This window comes from Flavobacterium aquatile LMG 4008 = ATCC 11947 (assembly GCF_000757385.1).
Lineage (GTDB): Bacteria > Bacteroidota > Bacteroidia > Flavobacteriales > Flavobacteriaceae > Flavobacterium > Flavobacterium aquatile.
On sequence record NZ_JRHH01000004.1, the window covers coordinates 19,895 to 46,585 of the forward strand.

At 31.2% G+C, this 26,691-nt stretch carries 24 protein-coding genes and 3 tRNA genes; 11 read left to right on the forward strand and 16 right to left on the reverse strand.

Annotation, left to right across the window (positions count from 1 at the left end; genetic code table 11):
• Positions 1–49: 49 nt before the first annotated feature.
• Positions 50–616, reverse strand: a complete 567-nt coding sequence (locus LG45_RS16110) for an outer membrane beta-barrel protein (RefSeq protein ID WP_052087553.1) — start codon at positions 614–616, stop codon at positions 50–52.
• 620 nt (positions 617–1,236) lie between these two features.
• Here LG45_RS16110 and rpsA point away from each other — a divergent pair.
• Positions 1,237–3,012: a 30S ribosomal protein S1 gene (gene rpsA, locus LG45_RS09975; RefSeq protein ID WP_035126803.1), complete on the forward strand. Its 1,776-nt coding sequence runs from the start codon at positions 1,237–1,239 to the stop codon at positions 3,010–3,012.
• 202 nt (positions 3,013–3,214) lie between these two features.
• Here rpsA and LG45_RS09980 read toward each other — a convergent pair whose 3' ends face one another.
• A complete protein-coding gene (locus LG45_RS09980; protein WP_035126805.1) occupies positions 3,215–3,931 on the reverse strand; it encodes a hypothetical protein in 717 nt (238 codons plus the stop codon).
• A 213-nt stretch (positions 3,932–4,144) separates the two neighbouring features.
• On the opposite strand from LG45_RS09980, the gene LG45_RS09985 reads away from it, so the two are divergent.
• A complete protein-coding gene (locus LG45_RS09985) occupies positions 4,145–4,681 on the forward strand; it encodes a fasciclin domain-containing protein (RefSeq protein WP_373862632.1) in 537 nt (178 codons plus the stop codon).
• A 48-nt stretch (positions 4,682–4,729) separates the two neighbouring features.
• On the opposite strand, the gene LG45_RS09990 is transcribed toward LG45_RS09985, so the two are convergent.
• Positions 4,730–5,491, reverse strand: coding sequence for a C40 family peptidase (locus LG45_RS09990; RefSeq protein WP_035126809.1), 762 nt, complete (start codon positions 5,489–5,491; stop codon positions 4,730–4,732).
• A gap of 29 nt (positions 5,492–5,520) precedes the next feature.
• Complete coding sequence (locus LG45_RS09995) at positions 5,521–6,699, reverse strand: acetyl-CoA C-acyltransferase (RefSeq protein ID WP_035126810.1); 1,179 nt, start codon at positions 6,697–6,699, stop codon at positions 5,521–5,523.
• 276 nt (positions 6,700–6,975) lie between these two features.
• Here LG45_RS09995 and LG45_RS10000 point away from each other — a divergent pair.
• The 4 genes from LG45_RS10000 (at position 6,976) to LG45_RS10015 (ending at position 8,032) form a co-directional block, all read left to right on the forward strand.
• Positions 6,976–7,062 (forward strand) — tRNA-Ser (locus tag LG45_RS10000).
• A 13-nt stretch (positions 7,063–7,075) separates the two neighbouring features.
• Positions 7,076–7,150 (forward strand) — tRNA-Pro (locus tag LG45_RS10005).
• A 32-nt stretch (positions 7,151–7,182) separates the two neighbouring features.
• A tRNA-Arg gene (locus LG45_RS10010) sits at positions 7,183–7,256 on the forward strand.
• 83 nt (positions 7,257–7,339) lie between these two features.
• Positions 7,340–8,032 carry a M15 family metallopeptidase gene (locus LG45_RS10015; protein ID WP_035126812.1) on the forward strand — a complete coding sequence of 231 codons (693 nt, stop codon included), beginning with the start codon at positions 7,340–7,342 and terminating at the stop codon, positions 8,030–8,032.
• Between the two features lies 1 nt (position 8,033).
• On the opposite strand, the gene LG45_RS10020 is transcribed toward LG45_RS10015, so the two are convergent.
• From LG45_RS10020 to tsaD, 7 genes are all read right to left on the reverse strand, one after another.
• A complete protein-coding gene (locus tag LG45_RS10020) occupies positions 8,034–8,597 on the reverse strand; it encodes a hypothetical protein (protein ID WP_035126814.1) in 564 nt (187 codons plus the stop codon).
• Positions 8,597–9,781 (reverse strand): THUMP-like domain-containing protein, encoded by a 1,185-nt coding sequence (locus tag LG45_RS10025; protein WP_035126815.1) that lies wholly within the window; start codon positions 9,779–9,781, stop codon positions 8,597–8,599. The genes LG45_RS10020 and LG45_RS10025 overlap by 1 nt, the downstream gene beginning before the upstream one ends.
• Positions 9,782–9,797: 16 nt before the next feature.
• Positions 9,798–10,889, reverse strand: coding sequence for an AI-2E family transporter (locus LG45_RS10030; protein WP_035126817.1), 1,092 nt, complete (start codon positions 10,887–10,889; stop codon positions 9,798–9,800).
• Positions 10,890–10,965: 76 nt separating this feature from the next.
• Positions 10,966–11,922, reverse strand: coding sequence for a zinc metalloprotease (locus LG45_RS10035; RefSeq protein ID WP_035126819.1), 957 nt, complete (start codon positions 11,920–11,922; stop codon positions 10,966–10,968).
• Positions 11,923–12,053: 131 nt separating this feature from the next.
• Positions 12,054–12,692, reverse strand: a complete 639-nt coding sequence (locus LG45_RS10040; protein WP_035127468.1) for a DUF4159 domain-containing protein — start codon at positions 12,690–12,692, stop codon at positions 12,054–12,056.
• Between the two features lie 4 nt (positions 12,693–12,696).
• A complete protein-coding gene (locus tag LG45_RS10045; RefSeq protein ID WP_035126822.1) occupies positions 12,697–13,401 on the reverse strand; it encodes a 16S rRNA (uracil(1498)-N(3))-methyltransferase in 705 nt (234 codons plus the stop codon).
• 5 nt (positions 13,402–13,406) lie between these two features.
• Entirely contained in the window at positions 13,407–14,429 is a 1,023-nt protein-coding gene (gene tsaD / locus LG45_RS10050; protein ID WP_035126824.1) for a tRNA (adenosine(37)-N6)-threonylcarbamoyltransferase complex transferase subunit TsaD, read from the reverse strand.
• A 107-nt stretch (positions 14,430–14,536) separates the two neighbouring features.
• On the opposite strand from tsaD, the gene LG45_RS10055 reads away from it, so the two are divergent.
• The 5 genes from LG45_RS10055 (at position 14,537) to LG45_RS10075 (ending at position 22,705) form a co-directional block, all read left to right on the forward strand.
• On the forward strand, positions 14,537–19,063 hold the full coding sequence (locus LG45_RS10055) for a translocation/assembly module TamB domain-containing protein (RefSeq protein ID WP_240471866.1): 4,527 nt from the start codon (positions 14,537–14,539) through the stop codon (positions 19,061–19,063).
• A 159-nt stretch (positions 19,064–19,222) separates the two neighbouring features.
• Complete coding sequence (gene pfkA, locus LG45_RS10060) at positions 19,223–20,209, forward strand: 6-phosphofructokinase (protein ID WP_035126826.1); 987 nt, start codon at positions 19,223–19,225, stop codon at positions 20,207–20,209.
• Between the two features lie 65 nt (positions 20,210–20,274).
• The gene (gene gap / locus LG45_RS10065; RefSeq protein WP_035126827.1) at positions 20,275–21,282 is read left to right on the forward strand and encodes a type I glyceraldehyde-3-phosphate dehydrogenase; all 1,008 of its coding nucleotides are present in this window, start codon (positions 20,275–20,277) and stop codon (positions 21,280–21,282) included.
• 140 nt (positions 21,283–21,422) lie between these two features.
• Positions 21,423–22,274, forward strand: a complete 852-nt coding sequence (locus LG45_RS10070) for a BadF/BadG/BcrA/BcrD ATPase family protein (RefSeq protein WP_035126829.1) — start codon at positions 21,423–21,425, stop codon at positions 22,272–22,274.
• A gap of 56 nt (positions 22,275–22,330) precedes the next feature.
• Complete coding sequence (locus LG45_RS10075) at positions 22,331–22,705, forward strand: methylglyoxal synthase (RefSeq protein ID WP_035126831.1); 375 nt, start codon at positions 22,331–22,333, stop codon at positions 22,703–22,705.
• A 462-nt stretch (positions 22,706–23,167) separates the two neighbouring features.
• Here LG45_RS10075 and LG45_RS10080 read toward each other — a convergent pair whose 3' ends face one another.
• The 5 genes from LG45_RS10080 to LG45_RS10100 all read right to left on the reverse strand — a co-directional run bounded on the left by LG45_RS10080 (position 23,168) and on the right by LG45_RS10100 (position 26,616).
• Positions 23,168–23,701, reverse strand: coding sequence for a Riean_0653 family protein (locus tag LG45_RS10080; protein ID WP_035126833.1), 534 nt, complete (start codon positions 23,699–23,701; stop codon positions 23,168–23,170).
• Between the two features lie 250 nt (positions 23,702–23,951).
• Positions 23,952–24,458: a GNAT family N-acetyltransferase gene (locus LG45_RS10085; RefSeq protein WP_035126835.1), complete on the reverse strand. Its 507-nt coding sequence runs from the start codon at positions 24,456–24,458 to the stop codon at positions 23,952–23,954.
• 99 nt (positions 24,459–24,557) lie between these two features.
• Entirely contained in the window at positions 24,558–25,094 is a 537-nt protein-coding gene (locus LG45_RS10090) for a DUF4269 domain-containing protein (protein WP_035126837.1), read from the reverse strand.
• Between the two features lie 58 nt (positions 25,095–25,152).
• Positions 25,153–25,548: a helix-turn-helix domain-containing protein gene (locus tag LG45_RS10095; protein ID WP_081932066.1), complete on the reverse strand. Its 396-nt coding sequence runs from the start codon at positions 25,546–25,548 to the stop codon at positions 25,153–25,155.
• Positions 25,549–26,061: 513 nt separating this feature from the next.
• Positions 26,062–26,616, reverse strand: a complete 555-nt coding sequence (locus LG45_RS10100; protein WP_035126840.1) for an REP-associated tyrosine transposase — start codon at positions 26,614–26,616, stop codon at positions 26,062–26,064.
• Positions 26,617–26,691: the final 75 nt, after the last annotated feature.

The following is a 26,691-nucleotide window of genomic DNA, read 5'->3' on the forward strand; positions in this document are numbered from 1 at the left end:
ACTACCTAGCCCTGATTGATTAATTCGTTTTAACTGGGTTCTTGTTTTTTTATTCTTTTTCTAAATGGACTTGAATGCCGATACCTAAGAAAATATTATTTCTTTTAAATTCACTACTTTCATTGTAAACATAATTTAAAGAAGGTTCTAAAGCAACAGAACTATTTAGAAAAACGGCAAGACCTGTCTTTAAACCGAAACCGCTTGCATTACCTAAAGAATTGTTTGTATAATAATTGAAAGAAGGTTCTACAAAAACATTATAAACTTTATCGACATTTAAAAAATAATAGCGAAAATTCGGACTAATACTGACATAAGAATCATTAAGATTTAATGAATTGAATTCTGTAAATGAATTAAGTAAATTTAGTTTTAAACCAACAGCCAGTTTATCTTTAATAAAATATCCAATATTTGGTTCTAATGTTATTGAATAAGTACCACTGTCAGTATAGTTTATATTAGTTCCTGAAGAATTTGAATTTTTTGGTTTTGTTTTTGCATAACTAAAACTTCCACTTCCACCAACCATCCAGTTTCCTTTTGTGATTTGCGCATTTGCGGTTAAATTAAATAATGAGATCGTTGCGATTAAAAATTTAATAGTTTTCATAAGTGTATAAATGGTTTTCTTGTTTTGATGTGGGAATTAAACTTGTAAAGTAGTTGCTACTTTTAAGTTTTTTTTTTCAAAAATAAAACAAATAATTTTCTTACAAACAAGTAGTTTTACTTGTTTTCATTATTGTTTTGTTAAAATTTAAAGAACAAACTTTTATTTTCTAAATTTATAAAAGTATTTCTAGTTGAATATGAATTTTCTGTAGAATGATTTCTACAATTCGATAGAAATTGTAGAATATTAGTGGAATCAAATAATAATAATATGATAAATTTTATTTGATAGTTTTAATTGTTTGATTTTCTATTCAATACAATTACTAACTAGCCCTGATTGCAGTGGAAATCTCCCGATTTTTCATCGGGAATTGCAACGGAAAGCAGGAAAATGGAAACCAAAAGATTACCAAGCCATTCGCTCTAAATTAAAATGACAATTGTTATGATTTAATTTTGTTTAGATTTTTTGCAGATACGTAAAAAAGTAGTACTTTTGCAGTCCAAAATGCAGAGTAGAGTTTCGTTTGGAAATCAATTATTTATGTAAAACACTTTTGTTTTTCTATCGCTTAAAGAAACTCATGAAAAACAAAATACAAATTTTTTATCAGCATGTCTGAATTAAACAAAGAACAACAAGATTTTTTAAACGGATTTAACTGGCACAATTACTCTGAAGGTATTGATTTAGTTGACGAAAAAAACTTACAAGAATTTGAAGACTTAGTTTCTAAAACTTTCATTGACACAGATCAAGAAGAAGTAGTAGAAGGTGTAGTTGTTAGAATTACAGAAAGAGACGCTATTGTTGACATCAACGCAAAATCGGAAGGTGTAATTTCATTGAATGAATTTCGCTACAATCCAGGTTTAAAAGTTGGTGACAAAGTAGAAGTATTAATTGACGTTCGTGAGGACAAAACAGGTCAATTGGTATTATCTCACAGAAAAGCTAGAACAATCAAATCTTGGGATAGAGTTATTTCTGCAAACGAAACAGGTGAAATCGTTACAGGTTTTGTTAAATGTAGAACTAAAGGTGGTATGATTGTAGATGTTTTCGGAATTGAAGCATTCTTACCAGGTTCACAAATTGATGTGAAACCAATCCGTGACTATGATGTATATGTGAACAAAATGATGGAATTTAAAGTTGTGAAAATTAATCACGAATTTAAAAACGTTGTTGTATCGCACAAAGCGCTTATCGAAGCAGATATCGAAGTTCAGAAAAAAGAAATTATTGGTCAATTAGAAAAAGGACAAGTATTAGAAGGTGTTGTTAAAAACATTACTTCTTATGGTGTGTTTATTGACTTAGGTGGTGTTGATGGATTAATCCACATTACTGACCTTTCTTGGTCTAGAATTAATCACCCAAGTGAAGTTCTTGAATTAGATCAAAAATTAAACGTAGTAATCCTTGATTTCGATGACGAAAAAACAAGAATTCAATTAGGTTTAAAACAATTAAACGCTCACCCATGGGATGCACTTGGTGCTGAACTTAAAGTTGGTGACAAAGTGAAAGGTAAAGTAGTAGTTATTGCTGATTACGGTGCTTTCATTGAAGTTGCTGAAGGTGTTGAAGGTTTAATCCACGTTTCTGAAATGTCTTGGTCTACGCATTTACGTAGTGCTCAAGACTTTGTGAAAGTTGGTGATGTTGTTGAGGCAGTTGTATTAACTCTTGACAGAGACGAAAGAAAAATGTCATTAGGTATCAAACAAATGACTCAAGATCCATGGACTGATATCACTTCTAAATACCCAGTAGGTTCTAAACATACAGGTATCGTTAGAAACTTTACAAACTTTGGTATTTTCGTAGAATTAGAAGAAGGAATTGATGGATTAGTTTACATCTCTGACTTATCTTGGACTAAGAAAATCAAACATCCATCAGAATTTGTTAACGTAGGTGACAAACTTGATGTAGTAGTATTAGAATTAGATGTTGATGGACGTAAATTATCTTTAGGTCACAAACAAACTACTGCTAATCCTTGGGACAAACATGAAGATGCATTTGCTGTTGGAACTATCCACACAGGAACAATTGCTGAAATCGTTGACAAAGGTGCTACTGTAGATTTCGGAGATGATGTTGTTGCGTTTATTCCAACACGTCACTTAGAAAAAGAAGATGGTAAAAAATTGAAAAAAGGCGACGAAGCTGAATTCAAAGTTATCGAATTCAATAAAGAATTCAAAAGAGTAGTGGCATCGCACACTGCAATCTTTAGAGAAGAAGAAGAAAAAGCTGTGAAAGCTGCATCAGAATCTGTTGCAAGTTCTAACAACAATAACAATCAAACTTCAACTTTAGGAGATAACAATGATATCTTAGCTGAATTAAAAGCTAAAATGGAAAAAGGAGGAAAATAATTCTCTAATTTTCTAAAATAATAAAAGCTCTCAAGAAATTGGGAGCTTTTTTTTGGTTTTATTTGAAGCTATTTCCTGCTTTCCGTTGCAATCTTTATATTTTTAAAGAAAAAATATAAAGGATTTCCACTGCAATCAGGGCTAGGACTATCCGTTTTGTAGAGAGATTTGGTTTGATAAGAAACTCTATTTTAAAAGAAGTTTAATTTTCCTTAAAAGGTCTATTCCAAATGACATCATTAAAATTTTTGCCCATCATAAAAAAGTAATAACCTACCGTTCCAACCATTGATTTAAACATAAAAAGAAAAATAATAACTGGTGCCAATGTAACCGACTTGCTTAAATTATTAGTAGGAGTGAAGTACGTTCCAATTAAGCTTATCATCAAGCAAAAAACAACAAATAAAGCAATATTTCTTATTGGTAAAACCATTAGTTTTCGATACCAACTCAAGTCATTTCCCCATTTGTGAATTAAATAGTAGTAATTGTTTCCTATTGGAACAAAAAGCAATGGATCGTCATAATTTTTCAATTCAAATGCTTTGCTTGGCGCGACAATTTTAAATCCGTCCAATTTAGTATTGTGAAGTTTTTCTAAAGCTGTAATTTTCGAAATTGCTTCCTCTGGGATTTCATTTTTAAATAATGCACTGTCCAAAAATCGCAATCGGTAATCAATACAAACGTTCTTAATCTGATTTTCATGGAAAATTTTATCGGTTTCTAATAAATCAAAGTTAAAATCATTGCATTTTGTTGAACTTTCACTTTTTAAGGTATCCAATATTTGATTTCTCTCGATTTCATTTTGCTTCAAAATCGAATAGACTTCTTGTAAAAGTACTTCTTCCGAAAGAGTTTTTTTTCTACTTATTAGCAACTCATCAACTAATGTCTTGTTGTTTAGTAACATGATTTAATTGTATTTGAATGAATTAATGACTACTTAATTACAATCTAATTTAATGAATTAGTGTGAATTACAAAATTTTTGATTCTGTTTTCAATTATTAAACTTATGTTAATTTTTAAAGCAGCTAAAACCAAAAGAAATTTACCAGCGTAAATGCTTCTATAACATTTAAAATAAATTATTATGAAAACTAAAAATCTTTTCTCAACATTCATGATGGCATTTTCACTTGTAGTTTCAACAATGGCATTTGCTCAAAAAGAAAAAACAGTAACTGTTGGTGGTGCGCCAATGTATCCTTCAAAAAATATTGTTGAGAATGCAGTAAATTCTAAAGATCATACAACTTTAGTCGCTGCCGTTAAAGCAGCAGGATTAGTTGAAACATTACAATCTAAAGGTCCATTCACCGTTTTTGCCCCAACAAACGCAGCGTTTGACAAATTACCAAAAGGTACAGTCGAAACCTTATTAAAACCAGAAAACTTAAAATTGTTACAAACAATCTTAACCTACCATGTAGTGTCTGGAAAAATGAATTCGACAGATATTGCTAAAGCAATAAAAGCAGGAAACGGAAAAGCAACATTGAAAACCGTTTCTGGTGGAACACTTACAGCTTGGATGAAAGGTAAAGATTTATACTTAACAGATGAAAACGGAAATAGTTCAAAGGTTACTATTGCTGATGTTAATCAATCTAACGGTGTAATTCACGTTGTTGATTCTGTTGTTACTCCAAAATCTTAAAGTAACAAGCATTTCAACAAAAAAGTCCTGATAAACTCAGGACTTTTTTTATATAATTTTTTTAATAACTCGTAATCGATGCGTATGTCTATTGAGTTCGGCGTTGTAAATTCCAAGATGGTCTAATCTATCAATTCTAACTTTTCCGCTGGCATGAATAATGTAATTGTTTTCTAACATTATTCCAACATGAATTATTTTTCCTTCTTCATTATCAAAAAATGCCAAATCACCAGGCTCACTTTCTTCAATAAAACTCAAAACTTCTCCTTGTGAAGCTTGTTGCGACGCATCTCTCAATAATTTATAGCCGTTAAGTTTATAAACCATTTGCGTAAATCCTGAGCAATCAATTCCGAAAACAGATTTTCCGCCCCAAAGATAAGGTGCGTTCAAATACATATAAGCGGTATTTATCAAATCAGATTTTGGTTTTACACCACTTATTTTTAGTCCTTCAAATTCATAATTCTGTGTATTTATTTCAGAATGATTTAAAAAAGAAAGCGATGCACCAAGAGTAATCGGAATCAAACTATTATTTGGAGCTGAAATATATTCTACCAAATCAGAATTCAAAATCAGTGCTTCATCACAAAGAATATCATAATCTTCTTTAGAGATAATTTGATACTGTTTGCTGTCAATCCAACCTTCATAATTGTCAAAATGAATTTTTATTTTAGACCATTGTTTATCTTGTTCTAAAATTTCAAAGTGTTCACCAAAAAGTACTTGAGAAACGATTTCGCTTCTATCACTTGGTTCAGACCGCATTGGAATAACCGATAAATTACAAATGGCAAACATGCAATTAAATTAGGATTATAAAATTTTGATTAGGCTTTTTCTATTACAATTGCAGAAGCGCCACCGCCACCATTACAGATTGCAGCAGCACCAATTTTGGCGTTATTTTGTTGTAATACATTGATTAGCGTTACCACAATTCGTGCTCCAGAGCAACCTAGTGGATGTCCCAAAGAAACTGCGCCTCCATTTACATTTATTTTATCGTTTGCTAATCCTAATATTTGAGCATTGGCTAAACCAACAACAGAAAAAGCTTCATTAAATTCGAAAAAATCTACATCAGAAAGAGATAATCCTGCTTTGTCTAATGCTTTTGGTAATGCTTTTGCAGGTGAAGTTGTAAACCATTTTGGTTCTTGAGCTGCATCTGCATAAGATTTGATGTAAGCCAACGGTTTTAATCCCATCGAAATTGCTTTTTCTTCACTCATCAAGATTACAGCAGCAGCGCCATCATTAATTGTAGAAGCATTTGCAGCAGTAACTGTTCCTTCTTTTGTGAAAACGGCATTAAGAGTTGGGATTTTATCTAATTTTACATTAGTAAATTCTTCATCTTTAGTAACCATTATTGGATCACCTTTTCTCTGTGGAACAGCAACTGGAACAATTTCTGAATCGAAATTTCCAGCTTCCCAAGCTTTTGCAGAACGCTCATACGATTGAATTGCGAAAGCATCTTGTTGTTCACGTGTAATTTTGTATTCAGAAGCACAAAGGTCAGCAGCAACTCCCATAGCGTTGTTGTCGTAGGCATCAACTAGTCCGTCTTTTTGCATTCCGTCTTGCATTGATGTTGGACCAAATTTCACACCATTTCTCAGGTGAACATAATGAGGAATCAAACTCATGTTTTCCATTCCACCCGCTACAACTATTTCAGCATCGCCAGCCATAATTGCCTGTGCTCCAAACATGATAGATTTCATTCCAGAAGCACATACTTTATTTACCGTTGTACAAATTACATCATTAGATAATCCTGCATATATCGCCGCTTGTCTTGCCGGAGCTTGACCAACACCAGCCTGAACTACATTTCCCATGTATACTTCATCAACTAATTTAGGGTCTAAATTAATTTTACTCAATGCACCTTTTATTGCAGCCGCACCAAGATGTGGAGCAGGAACTGTAGATAAAGCACCCATAAAACTTCCAATTGGAGTTCTTACTGCAGAAACAATTACAATTTTTTTACTCATAATATTTTATATTTTCCCAATTTTGGGATTCGTTTGTTAGTTTGTCCTGCAAATTTACTATTTTTTAGGGAAAATTCATTTTACATTAAAAGATATTCGTTTATTAATTCAATATTATTAAAATATTAATTTCTATATATTTGATTTTTAAGTAATTCATTAAAATGCATGAATTTTATCAAAAAAAAGAGTTTAAAATGTTGGAAATATTATAATGTTACGTTACATTTGCAACCGCTTAAAGAGAAAAGTTCTTATCATTATATATTGAATTTTGGAGAGTTGCCTGAGTGGCCGAAAGGACATGTTTGCTAAACATGCGTATGGGAAACTGTACCAAGGGTTCGAATCCCTTACTCTCCGCTTTTTTTGTTTTCGGGGTGTAGCGTAGCCCGGTTATCGCGCCTGCTTTGGGAGCAGGAGGCCGCAGGTTCGAATCCTGCCACCCCGACTTTTTTTGAGTTTTTTGAAAAAACTTATTTTGGTTCCATAGCTCAGCTGGATAGAGCAACTGCCTTCTAAGCAGTAGGTCGAAGGTTCGAATCCTTCTGGGATCACAAGATAAACCTTCTTTTTAAAGAAGGTTTTTTTGTTTTATAGAAATTCCGTAAATTGTCAATGAATAATAAATTCCATTACAATGTTTAAGAAAATCTGTTTTTTATTTTTTATAAATCTTCTACTTATTGGTTGCAAATCAACAGAATCTATTTTGAATGGCAACAAAACCGCTTTAAAAAACAATTATCTTGACGGAAATTCCATTGCTCTTTATGAAGGAATTAATGATACTACTTTTGTAAAACTTAAGAATTTTAGTAGCAATTTTATATTTGATATGAAATATGCCACAGAAGATAATTTTTTGAAAAAGAAAGTGTACGATTGTGATGATTGCTATTTGCGATTAAAAACTATTAAAAGTTTGATTAATGCCAATAATGAGTTTTTATCTAAAGGTTATAGAATTAAAATTTTCGATTGTTATAGACCATTAGATATTCAGAAGAAAATGTTTGAGTTGGTTCCAAATCCTGATTATGTAGCCGATCCCAAAAGAGGTTCGATTCACAATAGAGGTGGAGCTGTAGATTTGACTTTAGTAGATGAAAACGGAAATGAATTGGATATGGGAACTACTTTTGATTTTTTCGGACCAGAAGCAAGTCATAATTATGCTGATTTTTCTAAGAAAATAAGAAAAAACAGAGTATTTCTGAAGGAAATAATGATTAAAAATAATTTTAAACCACTTAATTCAGAATGGTGGCATTACAACTTAAACGAAAGTAGTAAAGACAATTTAGCTAATTTTAAATGGGATTGTAACTAGTTTATTCTATACATTTTAGGTAGTTAATAAAATAATTTTGAGGATAATAGTTGTTTTGATTAAGTTCCGATTTTAGTTCCGATTTTATTATAAAATCTTCTGTTTCTCCTGCAAATTTTATTCTAATTAAATTCATTGGTGATTTTTTTAAATCTTCAAATCCTTCTTTCATAAATAGAAAATATCCACTTAAAACTCTTATGTTTTCGGTTGGATTACTTATTGCTTCACCACAAGATTCTTGCTCAATTGCAACTAAAGTTATCACTTTTCCATTTTCTAATTGTAAATATATTTTTGAATTTTTATTGAAGCACTTAGCCGGAATAAACTCACTGTTTTTTTTAATTATTTGAACATTTACAGAAAGTAATCCTTCTGCATTTATTAATGATAAAAGCAGTGTAGCTTTATTATTTCCAAAATATCTTTCATGTATTATATATTCTTTTGTAGATTTGTATGTGCCAATACTATCTGTGAAATCACTATCATATTCACATTCTTTTTGAGCAAAAGCACTGAAATTCAAAAACATAACAATTATCAAAAGTAACTTTTTCATTATAAATTTATTTTGGTGCAAATTAACACTATTTTATTGTCATTTTTATCAGTTGTGAAAAAACAATAGTTGTTTCCGCCATCTTTTATTTTCCATTTCTTTCGAATTATTTCTACTGTATCAACAAAATTTCGGGTTGTAATATTAGCCTTTGTATTTTCTAAATATAATTTTAAATCAGATTTAGAATAGGAAATTATTTTATCTATTTCAAAAACTCTCCCAGGAAATTCAATCAAATCATCTGAAGTGTAAAGATGGGAATGTTGATGTAGCTTATCTAATGAGTAATAATTTCCAATTTCTGTAAATCCACCCGATTTCATAATGGCACTATTGGGCTCGTACAAATATTTCTTTGGTAAACTATATTTGGAGAAAGCTTCAGAGTTAAATTTGAATTCAAAACCATCAATTTTTTCTTTATTAAAATTTATTGTTTTTATAGAAATTGCATCATTGTAATGCTTTTCAATTTCCCATAACAATTCTTTAACTTCGTTTTCAACGGCTACAATATGAATTGTTTTTACATTTTTAAGTTCAGAAATACCTGAAGTTATATCTAATATTGGAGCAGTTTTTATTAAAATATTATCTGAAAAATTATAATAAAATTCTTGCTCATCGGGAACGTTGGGCAAACAATCTTTTAGCATAAAAACTTTTCCTTTTAAATCATTTCTGCGTGATGGATCTACGTAAATCCAATCGAATTTTCTATTAAGGTTTAACAAAGTTTCACGACTATCGCCTTCAATACAAATAACATTTGAAACTGATAATTGTTCCATATTGTGTGCAACAATTTTAGACAAATCAGCATTGATTTCACAATGAATAACTTGATTTATTTTTTTCGAAAAATAGTAATCGTCAACTCCAAATCCGCCAGATAAATCAATTAAATTTTCGCCTGATATGAGTTCTGATTTATATTTTGCTGTAGTTTCTGATGAAGTTTGTTCGACAGAAATTTTACTTGGATAAATAATGTTTTTAGTTGTAAACCAAGTAGGAAGTTTGTCCTTAGATTTAGTTCGACACTCAATTTGATTCAATACAATCTTAAAATCAATTTCTGGAAAAGGATTATTTTGAAAAGCCAACTTTGAAACATCAGAATTGTTTTTTTCAAGAATATAATTTTGAATTTGTGGATTTAAAAGTGCGGCGATATTCATTAAATTGTTTCGAGAATTAAATGTCTTTAGTAAGGATTTTGATGATTTTATTATCGGGTACAAATTCTTTCCCAATTACTTTCAAAATCGTATAAAGTGGCACAGCAACTATCATTCCAGTGATTCCAAAAAGGGTTCCGATAATTAGTATTACCAAAAATATTTCAAGCGGATGAGAATTTACGCTTTTTGAAAAAATTATTGGCGAAGAAAAGTTATTATCAATAATTTGAACGATAATAAATCCTAAAGAGACATATATGGTTGTTGGAAGAATTACAGTTTGAAAATCACTACCAATATTGCTCAACATAGTTAAAACTCCTGCTAAAACCGATGCAATTAAAGGTCCAACATATGGAATAATGTTTAAAATGGCACATAAAAAAGCTATTACTAGTGCGTTTTCAACTCCAAAAATTAATAAAACAATTAGGTATAAAATAAAAATTATAGTCAATTGAATTATTAAACCAACGAAATAACGTGTCAATAATCCACGGATTTTTTCAATCGAATTTAGAATTTTTTCTTCATGTTCGTTTGGTAATATTTTTTTTACACCCACAATAAATTGTACTTTATCTTTTAAAAAGAAGAAACAGATGAAAAATACCGTAACTAATCCAATTCCGAAACTACTGATTGTTCCAATTATCGAATTAAAAAAATCGGTGAAATAATTAAATTTAAATTTCGAAGTTAAATTAGCTTCTTGAGTTATTTTATCAATATCTAAATTGTGACTTTCTAAATATGTACTCAATTGATTGTACAAACTTATTAATCGTTCTTCAATTGCTTTGGTGTCTAATAGTGATAAATTATTTCCTTGTGAGGTAATTAATGGAACAAACATCGAAAACAATCCTACTATAAATAAAATGAACAAAACTAGTGTAGCGGCGACTGCAAGAGTATTAGAAAATTTAAATCTTCTTCTCAAAAACTCCACAATAGGGTTAGCAATCATCGACAAGATTATTGCAACAACAAGATAGATTATTACACTTTGTATTTGGTACAAAAAGTAAAGTAGAATAAAGATTAATGCTAAAAATCCGATCGCTTTTAAAATTCCGTTTGCTATAATTTTTGAAGTAATCATATGTATTTCGTTTGGGCTAAGATAAAAAAAAACTCGTTACAAAGGTAACGAGTTTTAAAACTATAATAAGTTGGTATTATGGTTGACCGAAAGAAAAACGTGGCCCTCCAGAAACAAAAATTGCTGCCATTCTAGATTTTTGTCCTTGTGAGAACATATACATACCAGCATCATCAGTATAATCCATGTAATTCATTGTCATTTCTACTGGAGTTCCAGTACAAGTGCTGTAATGTGGATAGGCAGGAATTCCGTAATTTGCTGTATTGTGAGTTGGAGTATCGGATACTAAATCGCTTCCACAAGTAGCATCACCCCAAATGTGACGTAAATTCATCCAGTGACCAACTTCGTGAGTTGCAGTTCTACCTTTGTTGAATGGAGCAGTAGCAGTTCCAGTATTTCCAACATAGCGTGAGTCACAAACTACACCATCGGTAGCAGAAGCTCCACCAGGAAATTGAGCATAACCTAAAATTCCACCACCAATTGTACAAATCCAAAGATTTAATTTTGTCGTTGGAGAAGTAGGAGCAATTCCGCCTTGAGCTGTTTTTTTCATGGCATTATTGGTTCCCCATGATTTTTTAGTAGTAGACTTTCTGTTAACAGCATCTAATACAAATGTAATTCCAACATTCGCTTTTACACCAGAGAAAAGTGCTGGAACTGAGTTGTAATCAGGATTTGTAGCATTAAAATCTTGATTTAAAATATTAATTTGTGATTGAATTTGTGCCAAAGAAATGTTTTCGGCAGCCGTTTTGTATAAAACATTTACAACTACAGGAATTTCAATTTTGCCGTTCACTAATCTGCCTTGAGCAATTGCATTATTAGTAAATTCTTCAATTTCATTCATGTTTAATGCCAACTCAGGATTTTGTCTCAACTGTTCTTCAAGAACGTCATGAGAAGCACAACCTCTGTGAGCAACTTTGCTTGAAGCATCTGTGTTTGCGTTTGTATCATCTTCACTTTGACATGAAAATAACATCACAAGAAGTGATACTGATAAAATGATTTTTTTCATAAAAATTAATTTGGTTTAGTTAATATGTAACAATTTTATAACAAAATTATTGCATAAAAAAATAAATTTCTGCTAATTTCATGAATAATCGTTGAAAAGGATGATTTTGTAGAATTATAACTACAAAGCGATTAATTATTAAAAATGTAACTCAAAATATTAGCTCCCATTTTCAAAGCTTTTTCTCTAACTTCTCTCGGATCGTTATTGACTTCGGGATCTTCCCAACCGTCGCCAAGATCGCTTTCATAAGTGTAAAGTAAAATTAATCGGTTGTTTTCAAAAATTCCAAAAGCTTGAGGTCGTTTACCATCATGTTCGTGGATTTTAGGTAATCCGCCAGCGAAAATATTTGGAGTTTGAAAAATTTTATGATTGGCTGGAATTTCTACTAAATTGTTATTGGGGAATATTTTTTTGATTTCTTTTCTGATAAATTCATCCATACCATAATTATCGTCAATGTGAAGAAATCCACCTGAAAGCAAATAATTTCTCAAATTTGAAATATCAGAATCACTGAAAACAACATTTCCATGGCCAGTCATGTGTACGAAAGGATATGAAAATAAATCAGGACTACTTGGCTCAACCGTTGCTGGTTTTGCTTTTATTCTAGTATTAATATTTTGATTACTATATTTAATAAGATTTGGTAACGAAGTAGGATTTGCATACCAATCGCCACCACCATTGTATTTTAACAAAGCAATTTCTTGAGAAAATCCACTAAAAGAAATTAAAATAAGTAAACTAAAAAGTTTTTTCATAAAATTATTCATTTGCATAAACCACACTGTGACAAGCCACAACTGCTGCTGTTTCTGTTCGCAATCGAGTGTTTCCCAAAGATACAGGAATATAATTATTGTCCAAGGCCAATTGGATTTCTTTAACAGAAAAATCGCCTTCCGGTCCAATTAAAATTGTATAATTGGTATTGGTTTTTAATTTGTTTTTCAATGATTTTTTATCGGTTTCTTCGCAATGTGCAATGAATTTTTGTCCGTTAATTTCCTTTTTTAAAAAGTCTTTGTATAAAATAGGTTCGTTAAATTTGGGCAAATAATAATGCAACGATTGCTTCATTGCCGATTCAATTATTTTTTGAAATCGATCGGTTTTTATAATTTTTCTTTCTGAATGTTCGCAGATAATTGGCGTGATTTCTTGAACTCCAATTTCGGTAGCTTTCTCTAAAAACCATTCATAACGTTCGTTCATTTTGGTTGGAGCAACTACTAAATGTAAGTTGAATTTTGGTTCGTCTTGCTTATCAAATGACAGAATATTTACGGTGCATTTTGAATCAGATGCTAATGCAATTTCGGTTTTAAATAAAAAGCCTAAACCATTAGTTACAAATAAAATATCGCTTTCTTTCTTACGCAATACTTTAATAATGTGTTTGCTTTCTTCTTTGTCAAATACAAAAGAAGTTTCGGTATTATTTATATTCGGATTGTAGAATAATTGCATGGTTTTTAGAATTCTATTCGTGCTTTTGAAACAACAGAAGCATCATTAAATTTTTGATTTAAATATTTTTGATAACCCACAATTCCAATCATTGCAGCGTTGTCGGTTGTGTATTCAAATTTAGGTACAAATGTTTTCCATCCATACTTATTTTCTGCATCTTTCAATGTTTGTCTAATTCCAGAATTTGCAGAAACGCCACCGCCAATTGCAATTTGTTTGATTCCAGTTTCGGCAACAGCCATTTTCAATTTATCCATCAAAATTTCAATAATGGTATGTTGAATGGACGCACAAATATCGGCTTTATTTTCTTCGATAAAATTCGGATTTTCAGCAACATTTTTCTGAATAAAATATAAAATCTGAGTCTTCAATCCAGAGAAACTAAAATTCAATCCAGGAACTTTTGGCTTTGTAAATTGGTAAGCTTTAGGATTTCCTTCTTTTGCAAATTTATCAATTAATGGTCCACCAGGATAGGGCAATCCCATTATTTTTGCTGATTTATCAAAGGCTTCTCCGACGGCATCATCAGTAGTTTCTCCGATAATTTCCATGTTGAAAAAGTCGTTTACTTTAACAATTTGAGTATGTCCGCCAGAAATAGTTAGGGCTAAAAATGGAAATTCGGGTTTATCAAATCCTTCTTCATCAATAAAATGTGCCAAAATATGAGCATGCATGTGATTTACAGCTATCAACGGAATATTCAATGCCATAGATAATGATTTCGCAAAGGAAGTTCCAACTAATAGCGAACCCATCAATCCCGGACCTTGAGTAAAAGCAATAGCACTAAGTTGACTTTTAGCAATATTTGCTCTTTTCAAAGCCATATCTATCACAGGAACAATATTTTGCTGATGCGCTCGCGAAGCCAATTCAGGAACAACACCACCGTATTCTTCATGAATTTTTTGTCCTGCAACAACATTTGACAATACTTTGTCGTTTTGTAAAACAGACGCTGCAGTATCATCGCAAGAACTTTCTATAGCTAAAATAAAAACATCTTTGTAAGACATTGGGCACAATTTTTGAATTAAATTTGATAAACCGCCATAAAACGATTATTTTTACAACGTGTGCAAAAATAACCATTTTAGGTTTGTTATTCATACTCAAATAAATTTTGGAAGAAAAAAAAGCAAATACACGTTTCAAAAAGTTTAGAAAGATAGTTTTACGTACACTTCTTGTACTCATTCTACTTTTGTTGACTCTCGGTATTGCGCTTTCTTTGCCTGTTGTTCAAACAGAAATTGCCAATTATGTAACAGACGATATTAACGAACAATACGGAACTGATATTAATGTTGAGCAGGTAGAAATAACGATTTTTGGCGATGTTCAGCTTAAAAAAGTGATGGTTAAAGATGTTAGAAAAGACACTTTAATTTATGCTAAACGAATTAATACTAGTATTTTAAATGTAAAAAAACTTCTTGACGGCGATTTGCTTTTCGGAAAATTAAATGCCGACGATTTAACACTCAACATTAAAACCTACAAAGGTGAAAGAGATACGAATCTTGATAAATTTATTGCCGCATTTGACGACGGAAAGAAATCATCGGGTAAAAAGTTTTTAATGACTTCTGAAAAAGTTACGCTTACCAACAGCCGATTTATTCTAATTGATGAAAATCGTGCCAACCCAAAAGATGTTGATTTTACGGAGTTAAATGCGACTATTACCAACTTTAAAATTCACGGACCAGATGTAACTACGAATATCGAAAAAATGTCGTTTAGAGATCATCGCGGGCTTTTTGTAGAAAATCTAAAATCTAAATTTACTTACACCAAGAAAAATATCCGTTTAGAAGAATTGGTTTTTAATACCAAGGAATCTAATTTTTCTGGTAAAGTAATATTGAAATATGACCGTAAGGATTTTGCCGATTTTAATAACAAAGTAATTTTTGATGTAAAAACAGATTCTGCTAAAATTGCATCCAACGACATTCGTTATTTCTATGATGAATTAGGGAAAAATCAAGTGTTTTCTTTGAAAGGAAAAATTGATGGAACGTTAAATAATTTTACAGCCAAGAATTTACAATTAGTCGATACTAATAAATCAGAAATAAAAGGAGATGTAAATTTCAGAAACTTATTTGCAAAAGCTGGAAAAGGCGAGTTCTACATGAAAGGTTCGTTTGATAAGATTGCTTCAAGTTATGACGACTTAACGACCTTGTTACCAAATGTTTTAGGAAAAAAACTGCCTAGTTCACTAAAGAAATTTGGCAAATTTAATCTTGTAGGTGATGCCGAAATCACAACTAAATCTATTGATGCTGATTTTATTTTAGATACAAAATTGGGTAATGTTACTTCACAATTGGTAATGACAAATCTAGATAATATTGATAATGCATCGTATTCGGGCAATATAGTTTTGAATAATTTTGATTTAGGAACATTTATTGGTAGAACTGATGTTGGAAAAGTTACCATGAATGTTGATGTTGATGGGAAAGGGTTTACAGAAAAATATTTAGATACAAAATTTTCTGGCGAAGTGACTTCTGTTGATTACAATGGATATAATTATAAAAATATTATAGCAGACGGAAGTTTTAAAAAGCCTTATTTTAAAGGGAAAGTGAACGTAAACGATCCCAATATATTTTTAGACTTTGATGGTGTAGTAGATTTGAGTAAACGCGAAAGTGTTTATGATTTCAACGCAAAAGTTGATTATATAAACCTCAACAAATTAAACTTTACTAAAGATTCAATCTCTGTTTTTAGAGGTGATATTGTTATGAAAGTTCGTGGTAGTTCTATTAACAATTTAAAAGGAGAAATTGCGCTTACCAATGCATCCTATCAAAATAAAAAAGAATTATATTTCTTTGATTCATTATTGATAAATTCATCTTTTGATTCTAATAATGAGCGTAAAATAACCCTAAAATCTCCTGATGGAATTGATGGAGAAGTAGTTGGAAAATTCGACTTGAATCAAGTTCCAAAAATGCTTCAAAATTCACTCGGAAGTTTATATACCAATTACAAACCTAACAAGGTTAAAGGTAATCAATACATGAAATTTAATTTCAAAGATTTTAATAAAATTGTTGAAATTATCAGTCCAGATGTGACAATTGCTCCAAATTCCAATATGTATGGAAGCATAAATTCGGATAAAAATGACTTTAAATTTAATTTTGAAAGTGATTCTATCCGAGCATTTAATATCGAATTAGATAAAGTAGCCGTAGAAATCGACAATAAAAATCCGTTGTACAATACTTATGTTCAAATGGATAGTATAAAATCTAAATATTATAAAATAAGAGATTTTTCATTAATCAATGTCACTTCCAAGGATACTTTAAGTTTTAGAACCGAGTTTAAAGGTGGTGCAAAAGGAAACGATTATTATAACTTAAACTTGTATCATACCATAAATAGTGAAAACAAAAACATTATTGGTTTTAGCAAATCAGAGATGATGTTTAAGGATTTTATGTGGTATTTAAACGAACAAGAAAATGATAAGAACAAAATTGTTTTCGACAAAGATTTTAAGAATTTTTCCTTTGAAGATATCATTGTTTCCAATGGCGATCAGTCACTTAAACTCAATGGATTCATTAACGGAACTCAAAATAAAGATTTAGAACTCACATTTCATGATGTAAATTTAAATAAAATTACGCCCGATGTCGCCAAATTTAAATTTGATGGAAATGTAAATGGTGAAGTATTTCTCAAGCAATCGAACGATGTGTATCAACCTACAGCATCATTAGAAATTTCCGATTTATTTGTTAATGATAACGAATTGGGAAATATGAGTTTGAATATTGAAGGCGATACCAATTTCTCTAAATTCAATATAAATTCAGTTATTGAAAATGAAAATTTTGATTCCTTCAATGCCGATGGAAGTTTGGCAATTGTAAACAAAGAAACCATTTTGGATTTAGATTTAAAATTTCAAAAGTTTAATTTAGGAGTTTTGAGTAATCTTGGAGGTGAAGTCATTAAAAATATAAGAGGTTTTGCCTCTGGAAACGCCAGAATCGATGGAAACATCAATAATATAGACTACAACGGACGTCTTTTTGTTGATGATGCCGGATTAACAATTCCGTATTTGAATGTTGATTATAATATTATTTCGAATACTATTGTAGATGTAACTAGAGATAAATTCATCATTCAGAAAACTAAAATTATTGATTCTAAATACGATACGGAAGGAAATCTGCAAGGGTTTATTAAGCATAAACAGTTTGGTGATTGGGAATTAGATCTCAATATAGATTCTAAACGATTATTGGCTTTAGATACTAAAGATAATGAAGATGCCGCTTATTACGGAACAGCATTTATCAATGGAAGTGCTGAAATTTCTGGTCCAACTGATGGTTTAGTCATTGATGTGTCTGCCGAATCTGAAGCAGGAACTGATATTAAGATTCCAATAAATGATGCAGCATCTGTTGGAAATAGTGAATACATTCATTTTGTTACCGAAGCAGAGAAAAATAATAAAACAACAGGGAAAGTAATTCAGCAAAAGAATTACAAAGGATTAGAAATGAACTTCGATTTCAAAATCACACCTGTAGCCAATATTGAAGTAATATTAGATAGAGATTCAGGTCATGGAATGAAAGGCAGTGGTGAAGGTGGATTGCTTTTTAGAATCAATACTTTGGGTAAATTTTTAATGTATGGTGACTTTGTGGTTGATAAAGGTTCGTATAATTTTAAATACGGAGGTTTAATCGATAAGACATTTCAAGTGAAACAAAATAGTAGTATCGTTTGGGATGGTGATCCTTATAGAGCTATTTTAGATCTAGAGGCAATTTACAAAACGCAAACGAATCCCGCAGTTTTAATTGAAAATGCTTCTTTTAATAGAAAAATGGATGTCGAAGTTACCATCGGTGTAAAAGGAACGATTAAAAATCCAGAACCTGATTTCAATATCAATTTCCCAACGCTTTCGTCGGTAATGAAATCTGAAATTCAGACTAAACTTGATGATAAAGATACACGTCAAACGCAAGCCTTATATTTACTTTCTACAGGTGGATTTTTAAGTCAGGATGGATTAAGTCAATCGCAATTAACCAATAACCTATTTGAAAAAGCTGGGGTTTTATTCAGTGATTTGTTTAACGAGGATGGTGCGAAACTGCAATTGGGTTTTGATTACGTTCAAGCCGATAATACGCCAGGATATGAATCTGATGGACGATTTGGAGTATCACTTTCTACCAAAATAAACGAAAGAATTACACTAAACGGAAAAGTGGGTGTACCAACAGGAGGAATTTCAGAAACGGCTGTTGTGGGTAACTTTGAATTGCAATACAGAGTAAATGATGATGGAACATTAAATCTTAGAGTATTTAATCGTGAAAATGACATCAATTATATTGGTCAAGGTGTTGGATATACACAAGGAATTGGTATGAACTATGAAGTTGATTTCGATACTTTTAGTGAATTAATTAGAAAAATTTTCACAAAAAAGAAAATCGAAGTAGAAAAGAAAGCCAATCTAGAAGTGGATGATTCTTCACCGTTACCAGACTATATCCAAATGAATGATAATAAAGAAGGTAAAAAGAAACCCGAACAAAATCCTACTCCAAACAAAGAGGCAATCCCTCACGAAGACTAGAATTATCAAACTGCTGGATAATTCTTAATTATTTCTTTTTAACAAATTAGAAACTTATCAACGAAAACGTTTGAATTTCATTGATTTTATCAAATCAGTAAAAATCATACATTTTATGTGCTTATTCTTTGCTAAATTTACATTTTAAAACATAAAAATATGTCAAAAACGATAAAAAAAATAGGTGTGCTTACTTCTGGAGGAGATTCTCCGGGTATGAATGCAGCTATTAGATCTGTTGTTAGAACCTGTGCGTATCATAACATTGAATGCGTCGGGATTTACAGAGGTTATCAAGGTATGATTGAAGGTGATTTTAAAGAAATGGGTCCGCGTTCTGTAAACAATATAGTAAACAAAGGCGGAACAATATTAAAATCGGCTCGATCTAAAGAATTTATGACTGTTGAAGGTCGTAAAAAAGCGCACGAAAATTTAGTTGATGCAGGAATAGATGCCTTAGTAGTTATTGGCGGTGATGGTAGTTTTACTGGTGCTGAAGTTTTCAATAACGAATTTGGTTATCCTGTGATGGGAATTCCAGGTACTATTGATAACGATATTTTTGGTACAAGCCACACTTTAGGATTTGATACTGCATTAAATACTGTGGTAGATTGCATCGATAAAATTAGAGATACTGCAAGTTCACACAACCGACTTTTCTTAGTTGAAGTTATGGGAAGAGATGCTGGTCATATTGCATTAAATGCCGGAATTGGCGCTGGAGCGGAAGAAATTCTTATTCCAGAAGAGGATTTAGGTTTGGAGCGACTTTTAGAATCATTACGCAGAAGTAAAGCATCCGGAAAATCATCAAGTATTGTTGTAATTGCTGAAGGTGATAAAATAGGGAAGAACGTATTTGAATTAAAAGATTATATCGAAGAAAATTTCCCAGAATATGATATTCGTGTTTCGGTTCTTGGTCACATGCAACGCGGTGGTTCGCCATCTTGCTACGACCGAGTTCTTGCAAGTAGACTAGGAGTGAAAGCTGTAGAATCAATTCTAGAAGGAAAGTCCAACTTTATGGTCGGAATTATAAACGATAAAGTAGCACTTACTCCATTAGAACAAGCAATTAAAGGTCATTCAGAAATTGATAGAGAGTTATTAAGAGTTTCTGATATTATGACAACGTAATTCAATTTCAATATTTAAAAATTAATAGTAACAAATGATTCCAGCGGAATCAAACATTTATAGACATGTCAAAAGTAAAATTAGGAATAAACGGATTCGGAAGAATTGGAAGAATAGTTTTTAGAGAAACATTCAATAGAGATAATGTAGAAGTAGTAGCCATCAACGATTTATTAGATGTAGATCATTTGGCTTATTTATTAAAATACGATTCAGTTCACGGTCGTTTTGCAGGAAAAGTTGAAGTTAAAGACGGTAAATTATACGTAAACGACAGATACATTAGAGTAACAGCAGAAAGAGACCCTAAATTAATTAAATGGGATGATAAAGATGTTGACGTTGATGTAGTTGCAGAATGTACAGGTATTTTTACAACAATTGAAACGGCAAAATACCACATCGATGGTGGAGCTAAAAAAGTAATTATTTCAGCTCCTTCTGCCGATGCACCAATGTTTGTTATGGGTGTAAATCACCTTGAAGCAAAAGCAACAGATACTGTAGTTTCTAACGCTTCTTGTACTACAAACTGTCTAGCGCCATTAGCAAAAGTAATCAATGACAATTTCGGAATCGTAGAAGGGTTAATGACAACGGTTCACGCTTCAACTTCAACTCAAATGGTTGCCGATGGTCCATCTAAAAAAGATTGGCGTGGTGGTCGTGCTGCAAGTGTAAACATTATTCCATCTTCAACTGGTGCTGCAAAAGCAGTTGGAAAAGTAATTCCAGAATTAAACGGAAAATTAACAGGTATGTCATTTCGTGTTCCTACAATTGATGTTTCTGTAGTAGATTTAACGGTAAAATTGTCAAAAGAAACTTCGTATGAAGAAATTATGGCAGTTTTGAAAAAAGCATCAGAAAATGAAATGAAAGGAATTCTTGGTTTTACAGAAGATGATGTAGTTTCTCAAGATTTTATTTCTGATACAAGAACTTCTATCGTTGATGCTAAAGCTGGAATTGGATTGAATTCTACGTTCTTCAAAATCGTTTCTTGGTATGATAACGAATATGGATATTCTAGCAAATTAATCGATTTATCGGTACATATTGCAAAATTATAATATACCTTTAATCCCGATATTTCTATTATATATTGAAATGTCGGGATTTTTTTTACTTTAAAACTAACAAACAAAATATACCTACAATTTTCAAATATTCATTACTTTTAATATTTGAAATCTAATATCTAATATTAATTATGAAATTATTAGTTGATAGTGGATCTACTAAAGCCGATTGGATAGCCATTGACGATAACGGTAAAGTACTTTTCACAACACAAACTCTAGGATTAAATCCAGAAGTTCTTGACAAAGAAGAAGTAATTGCTCGTCTTGATGATAAGTTTGATATTTCTCACAACAAAGACAAGGCAACGCATCTATTCTTTTATGGTGCCGGTTGCGGAACCGATAGAATGAAAAATTTCTTAGCCGAAGTTTTTCAAAACTATTTTTCTAATGCTATTATCTCTGTTCATGAAGATACGTATGCTGCTGTTTATGCAACAACTCCTAAAGATCAACAAGCCATTGTTTGTATTTTAGGAACTGGTTCTAACTGTAGTTTCTTCGACGGAAAAGTATTGCATCAAAAAGTACAGTCTTTAGGTTATATCGCTATGGATGATGGATCGGGAAATCGTTTTGGTCGTCATTTAATTAGAGGTTATTATTTTAATAAAATGCCTAAAGAATTAGCTAAAGAATTTGAAGAAGAATACAATTTAGATGCCGATTATATCAAAGCCAATTTATATAAAGAAGCCAATCCGAATGCGTATTTAGCGACATTTGCAAAATTCATTATTAAGCATAAAGACAGCGAATATTGCAAGAAAATCATTAAGAAAGAATTGAAGTCGTTTACTAAAAACTACATCATGCAATATGATAATTGTAAAGAAGTTCCAGTACATTTTGTAGGTTCGATAGCGTTTTATCTTAAAGACGAATTGGAAGCCATTTTAGCCAAATATGATATCAAAATCGGTAACGCACTTCGCAGACCAATTGATGGTTTGATTGCGTACCACATTTTAAATAAATAAGTAATGAAACCTGACTTTTAAGTCAGGTTTTTTTATTTTTATAGTAAACAATTATTATGGAAATAGCAATAATAGCTCACGACGGCAAGAAAGCCGATATGGTTCAGTTTTTAAATAAAAACAAGCACATTTTAACCAAAGAACATATAAAGATAATTGCCACTGGAACAACAGGTTCTAAAGCTGAATCTGCTGGATTTAAAGTAAAAAAGATGCTTTCTGGTCCGCTTGGTGGCGATGCCCAAATTGCAGCACGCGTTGCCGAAGGAAAAACAAAAATGGTTTTGTTCTTTAAAGATCCAATGTCCAATCATCCGCATGAAGTAGATATCAATATGCTTATTCGCGTTTGTGATGTTCACAATGTGCCGTTGGCAACTAATGAAGCTACAGCGCAATTGTTATTGTTAGGATTGGATGAAATTAAATAATGCAGTGTTAAAGCAAAAAAAAAAGCGGTTTGTAATAAACCGCTTTAAAAACAACAACCACTAAACATCCTCAAAATTTGTTTTCATCTATTTAATGCCTTTTAAATAACCTTTTAATCATTTTACCAACTCGAATCAAGATTTTGCATTTGTTGTTTTTACTCCTAATTTTTATAAACTAAATTTAGCGCAAATAGTTTTTTAAAATAATTAGTAGTGATTGCGTAGATAGTAAGTTTGCCATATTGATAAACAAACTTCGCTAATTCTCTACACAAGCAAATGTATTTTAAAAAAATCTTTTGGTTTGTAGAAATTGTTAGAACCTTATGTAGAATTTTTTCTACGTGAGGACAAATTGATAATTAGAAAATAGAAGGTATTCTACAAAAAAAAAAGCCGACTAAAAAGCCGACTTTAAGTTGTTTCTACTAATTTTAAATAGAATATTGGGTATATTTATTATTGAAACTTGTATCTAAAAGTTCCTTCCGTTACTGTAAACCCAATTGGAGCTGCTGGATTATCAAGTTCGTCAACCGTTGTGAATTGGAAAGTACCTTTAACAATATGTGTAGTATTATTTACTTCCGTTATTATAACAACACCTTCATTTGTATGTTCAGATATATCATTTGCATTATCAATCAAATCAATAAAATGTGATGGTGGTGTGTCAAAAGTTTCTTGAGTTATAGGATATGTTCCCACAGCAATATCACTTTTTTTTAACCATAAGTTAATTTCTGGATTTCCAAAAGCACCACCTTGTCTTCCTTGAAGCATTACATAATCTGCTTCGGGATAATAATTCCAAATGTTGGTGTCGGAAAACTCATTTGTACCGAAAGGATTATTGGCTTGAAAAGTAGTTCCATTGATTTTTGCTGTCATAGCAAAATCTGGATTGTTTGAAGAATTGTCTGATGAACTATCATCCGACGAACAAGAGAAAAGAGCAAAAGATAGAACTAATGCTAGAATTGATTTTTTCATTTAGGTTGGTTATTTTTGGTTATTAATTTCCCAAATATACCATATAAAATAAATCTAAAACTATGATTTTATAATTTTTTTCCTACTTTATCTTTTTAATTTAATTTTCTTTTTGACTTTATACTTACAAATTCTAAATACAACTCGATGAGAATAATTTATAATTGAATGCATTTCTGCTATATATGGATAGTTACGCTACCGATGTGTGGAAACATCTGCATTATCTGGTTTAGTTTTGCTGAGGCAATTATTTTTTAATACTATAAACCAAACTATTTGCAGCATTTTCTACATCATTTAGCTCGCCAATTAACTTCATATTAGATTTTTCTAGAACTTTAATAGAAGCATAATGTTGTGGCCTAACTATTGCAAATAGTTCAGGTTTGTTGAGTTCATGTAATCCAAATGCTATGGTTTTGTTGGCAAGTTCTGTTGCATATCCTTTTCCCCAAAAATCTTTATCAAAGCGATAACCTAAATTCAATTTTATTTCCTCTCCATAAAGCCTGTCTGCCAATCCACCAAAACCAATTACATAATTTGGTTTTTCTATTTCCTTAATGCTCCAAGTTCCAAATTGATTTTTGTCCCAATGCTCCAACATCTCATTAAAAGCCATCTTGGCAGTTTCTAGACTCATTGCTCCGTTTGGATTAAATAAATTTGTTTCTGGATCACTATGTATTTCATAAAAACGATCGAAATCTTCTTTTACAGGTTTGTCTAATATAAGTCGTGCTGTATTTTTCATTTTTTTTTGTTAAAGATAAAAATTTTATAATTATACAATTTCAACTCTTCATGAAACTTTTTGCAATTATTCTCGTTCTGCAAGACTATAGTTAGATTTTTAATAACTATTGCTAAGAGTATATTTTAGCAATGCTAGATATGGATTGCCTTCTAGACCGAGTAGCAAAGCAAATGCTGGTTCGGTTTTGTAACCGCTTTGTTTGAGTTGGATGATTTCTTGCCGAAATGATGCTCCTTTTTTTGTTAGAATTTCGTGTTCAATAATCATGTGTTTGTAGCCATTTTGTTCTTCAGTTGGTTTGTCCTGACCAAAGATTTCAATTTCAAATTCCTCTAGTAAAAAATTAGCAACAACGGTTTTCTTGCCATCAAGAGATAATTCTCTAATAGAAAATGATGGATGTTTACCAAAACACAATTGTAATTTTTCTATAAATTCCTTCTTATTTTTCCAATAACAAATAATATCAAGATCACTATTTTCAATAGCAATATCAATAGGAATTGTTCCCACTAACACTGGATGATAAGAAGCTATTTGAGACATAACTTCATTCTCAATTAAAACTTGATAAGCACGAATTTGTATTGATGTGCCGTGTTTTAAGTAATCAATGGTTAAGAAGTTGGGCATTTTATAGATTTTTTGTGTTAGCAGACTATTTATTGTTTTCTGCAAATTCTTGTAAATACTATTTGCTTTTTAATTCTTTATAAAACTCTTTCATTTTATCCATTTCTTCAGGTGTCATAGAAATCATTTCATGAATTAAATTGACATCTTCCTTTTTAATCCAATCTTGCAGTGGTGTATTTTGCAGTGCTATGCTACCTTTAGTGGGCACTACTTTTAAAAGTTCTTTGGGCGTGCAATTAAGATAGGTGCAAAACTTAAATAAGTCTGCTAAGTTGACATTTTTGTTAGTTCCATTAAGCATCATTCTCGCGCGCGTTCTTGGAATACCCATTCTAAGCAACAGAGCATAAGGTTTTACAACTCCTTTTTGAGCAAACATTTCTTTAATTTCAAGTACAAACATAATCGTGTAATTAGTTACTAAGTGGTACAAATATATAAAAAATGTCATTTGTCAACCTAAAAATGTCTTTTTGCTGTATTTTTATGTTATTTAGTAATCTATAATTTCTTTTTAGAAACCTAAAATTGCTATTTGACAACCCAAAATTGTTATTTAACAACCCAATATTGTTATCTGATAACCTAAAGATGTTATCTGACGACCCAAAGATGTAATCTAGCGATACTTTGATGTCATTTTAAAACCAAAATCGCTATAATGAGTATTTAGATAATAATCTCAATTGATAAAGCATAAAAAAACCTACAACTTTTTGTGTTGTAGGTGGGATGGGGTGTTTGGTTGTAGGCACGGATTGCAAATCCGCGCTATCGGTGTGTGGACACGGATTGCAAATCCGCGCCACCTGGTCACGAATTGCTAATTCGCGCCATTTGAGCAAGAGCATGATTGTTGCACTAGCTTGAAATAAATTATTTTTAGATAAAATGAGTTATTTAAATAGTAAGTGTATCTTAACGTAAAGATAGCGCGGATTTGCAATCCGTGCTCACAATCAACTTAAAATAAATCTAAAGTAATTATTTCTAAGTCATTTTCTAGACCAGCATAGTTTCTTGCAGAACTAAAATAATAATCTTCGGGTAAAGTAACAATTTTTTCTTTTACTGGATTGTTATGTATGTAATCTACTTTTTGTTTTATAAACCAATTTGTTTCTACAATCTCTGCATGATAACCATCTTGCCAAACTTTATGTTGTTGTTCCCTTTTTAGGTGTTGACATGCTTTTTTAAAATAATCAACCATCCATTCTCGTCTGCTTTCGGGTTCATTAATTATAATTTCTATTATTTTTTTGGAAGTAAATTTTTTGAAATCTCTTATCACATCTGATAGTATGAAGCCGTCCGTCGCTTTGCATAATAAATGTATATGGTTGCTCATTATCACATAAGAATAAATTTCTAAACCTTTATTCTTCTGACAATAATTTAAAGCATTTATGATGTTGTATTTTTGATTTAGTCTTGAGAAAACGTCTATCCAGCCTACCGTTGTTATCGTGATAAAAAAAGCTTGCTCTGTGATTGTGGCTTTGTATTTGGTTGACATGGCTTTTGTTTTAATCAAATTTAATAAAAAAAACTACAAATCTTAAGTTGTAGTTTTTTATTTGTCTGATAGTGA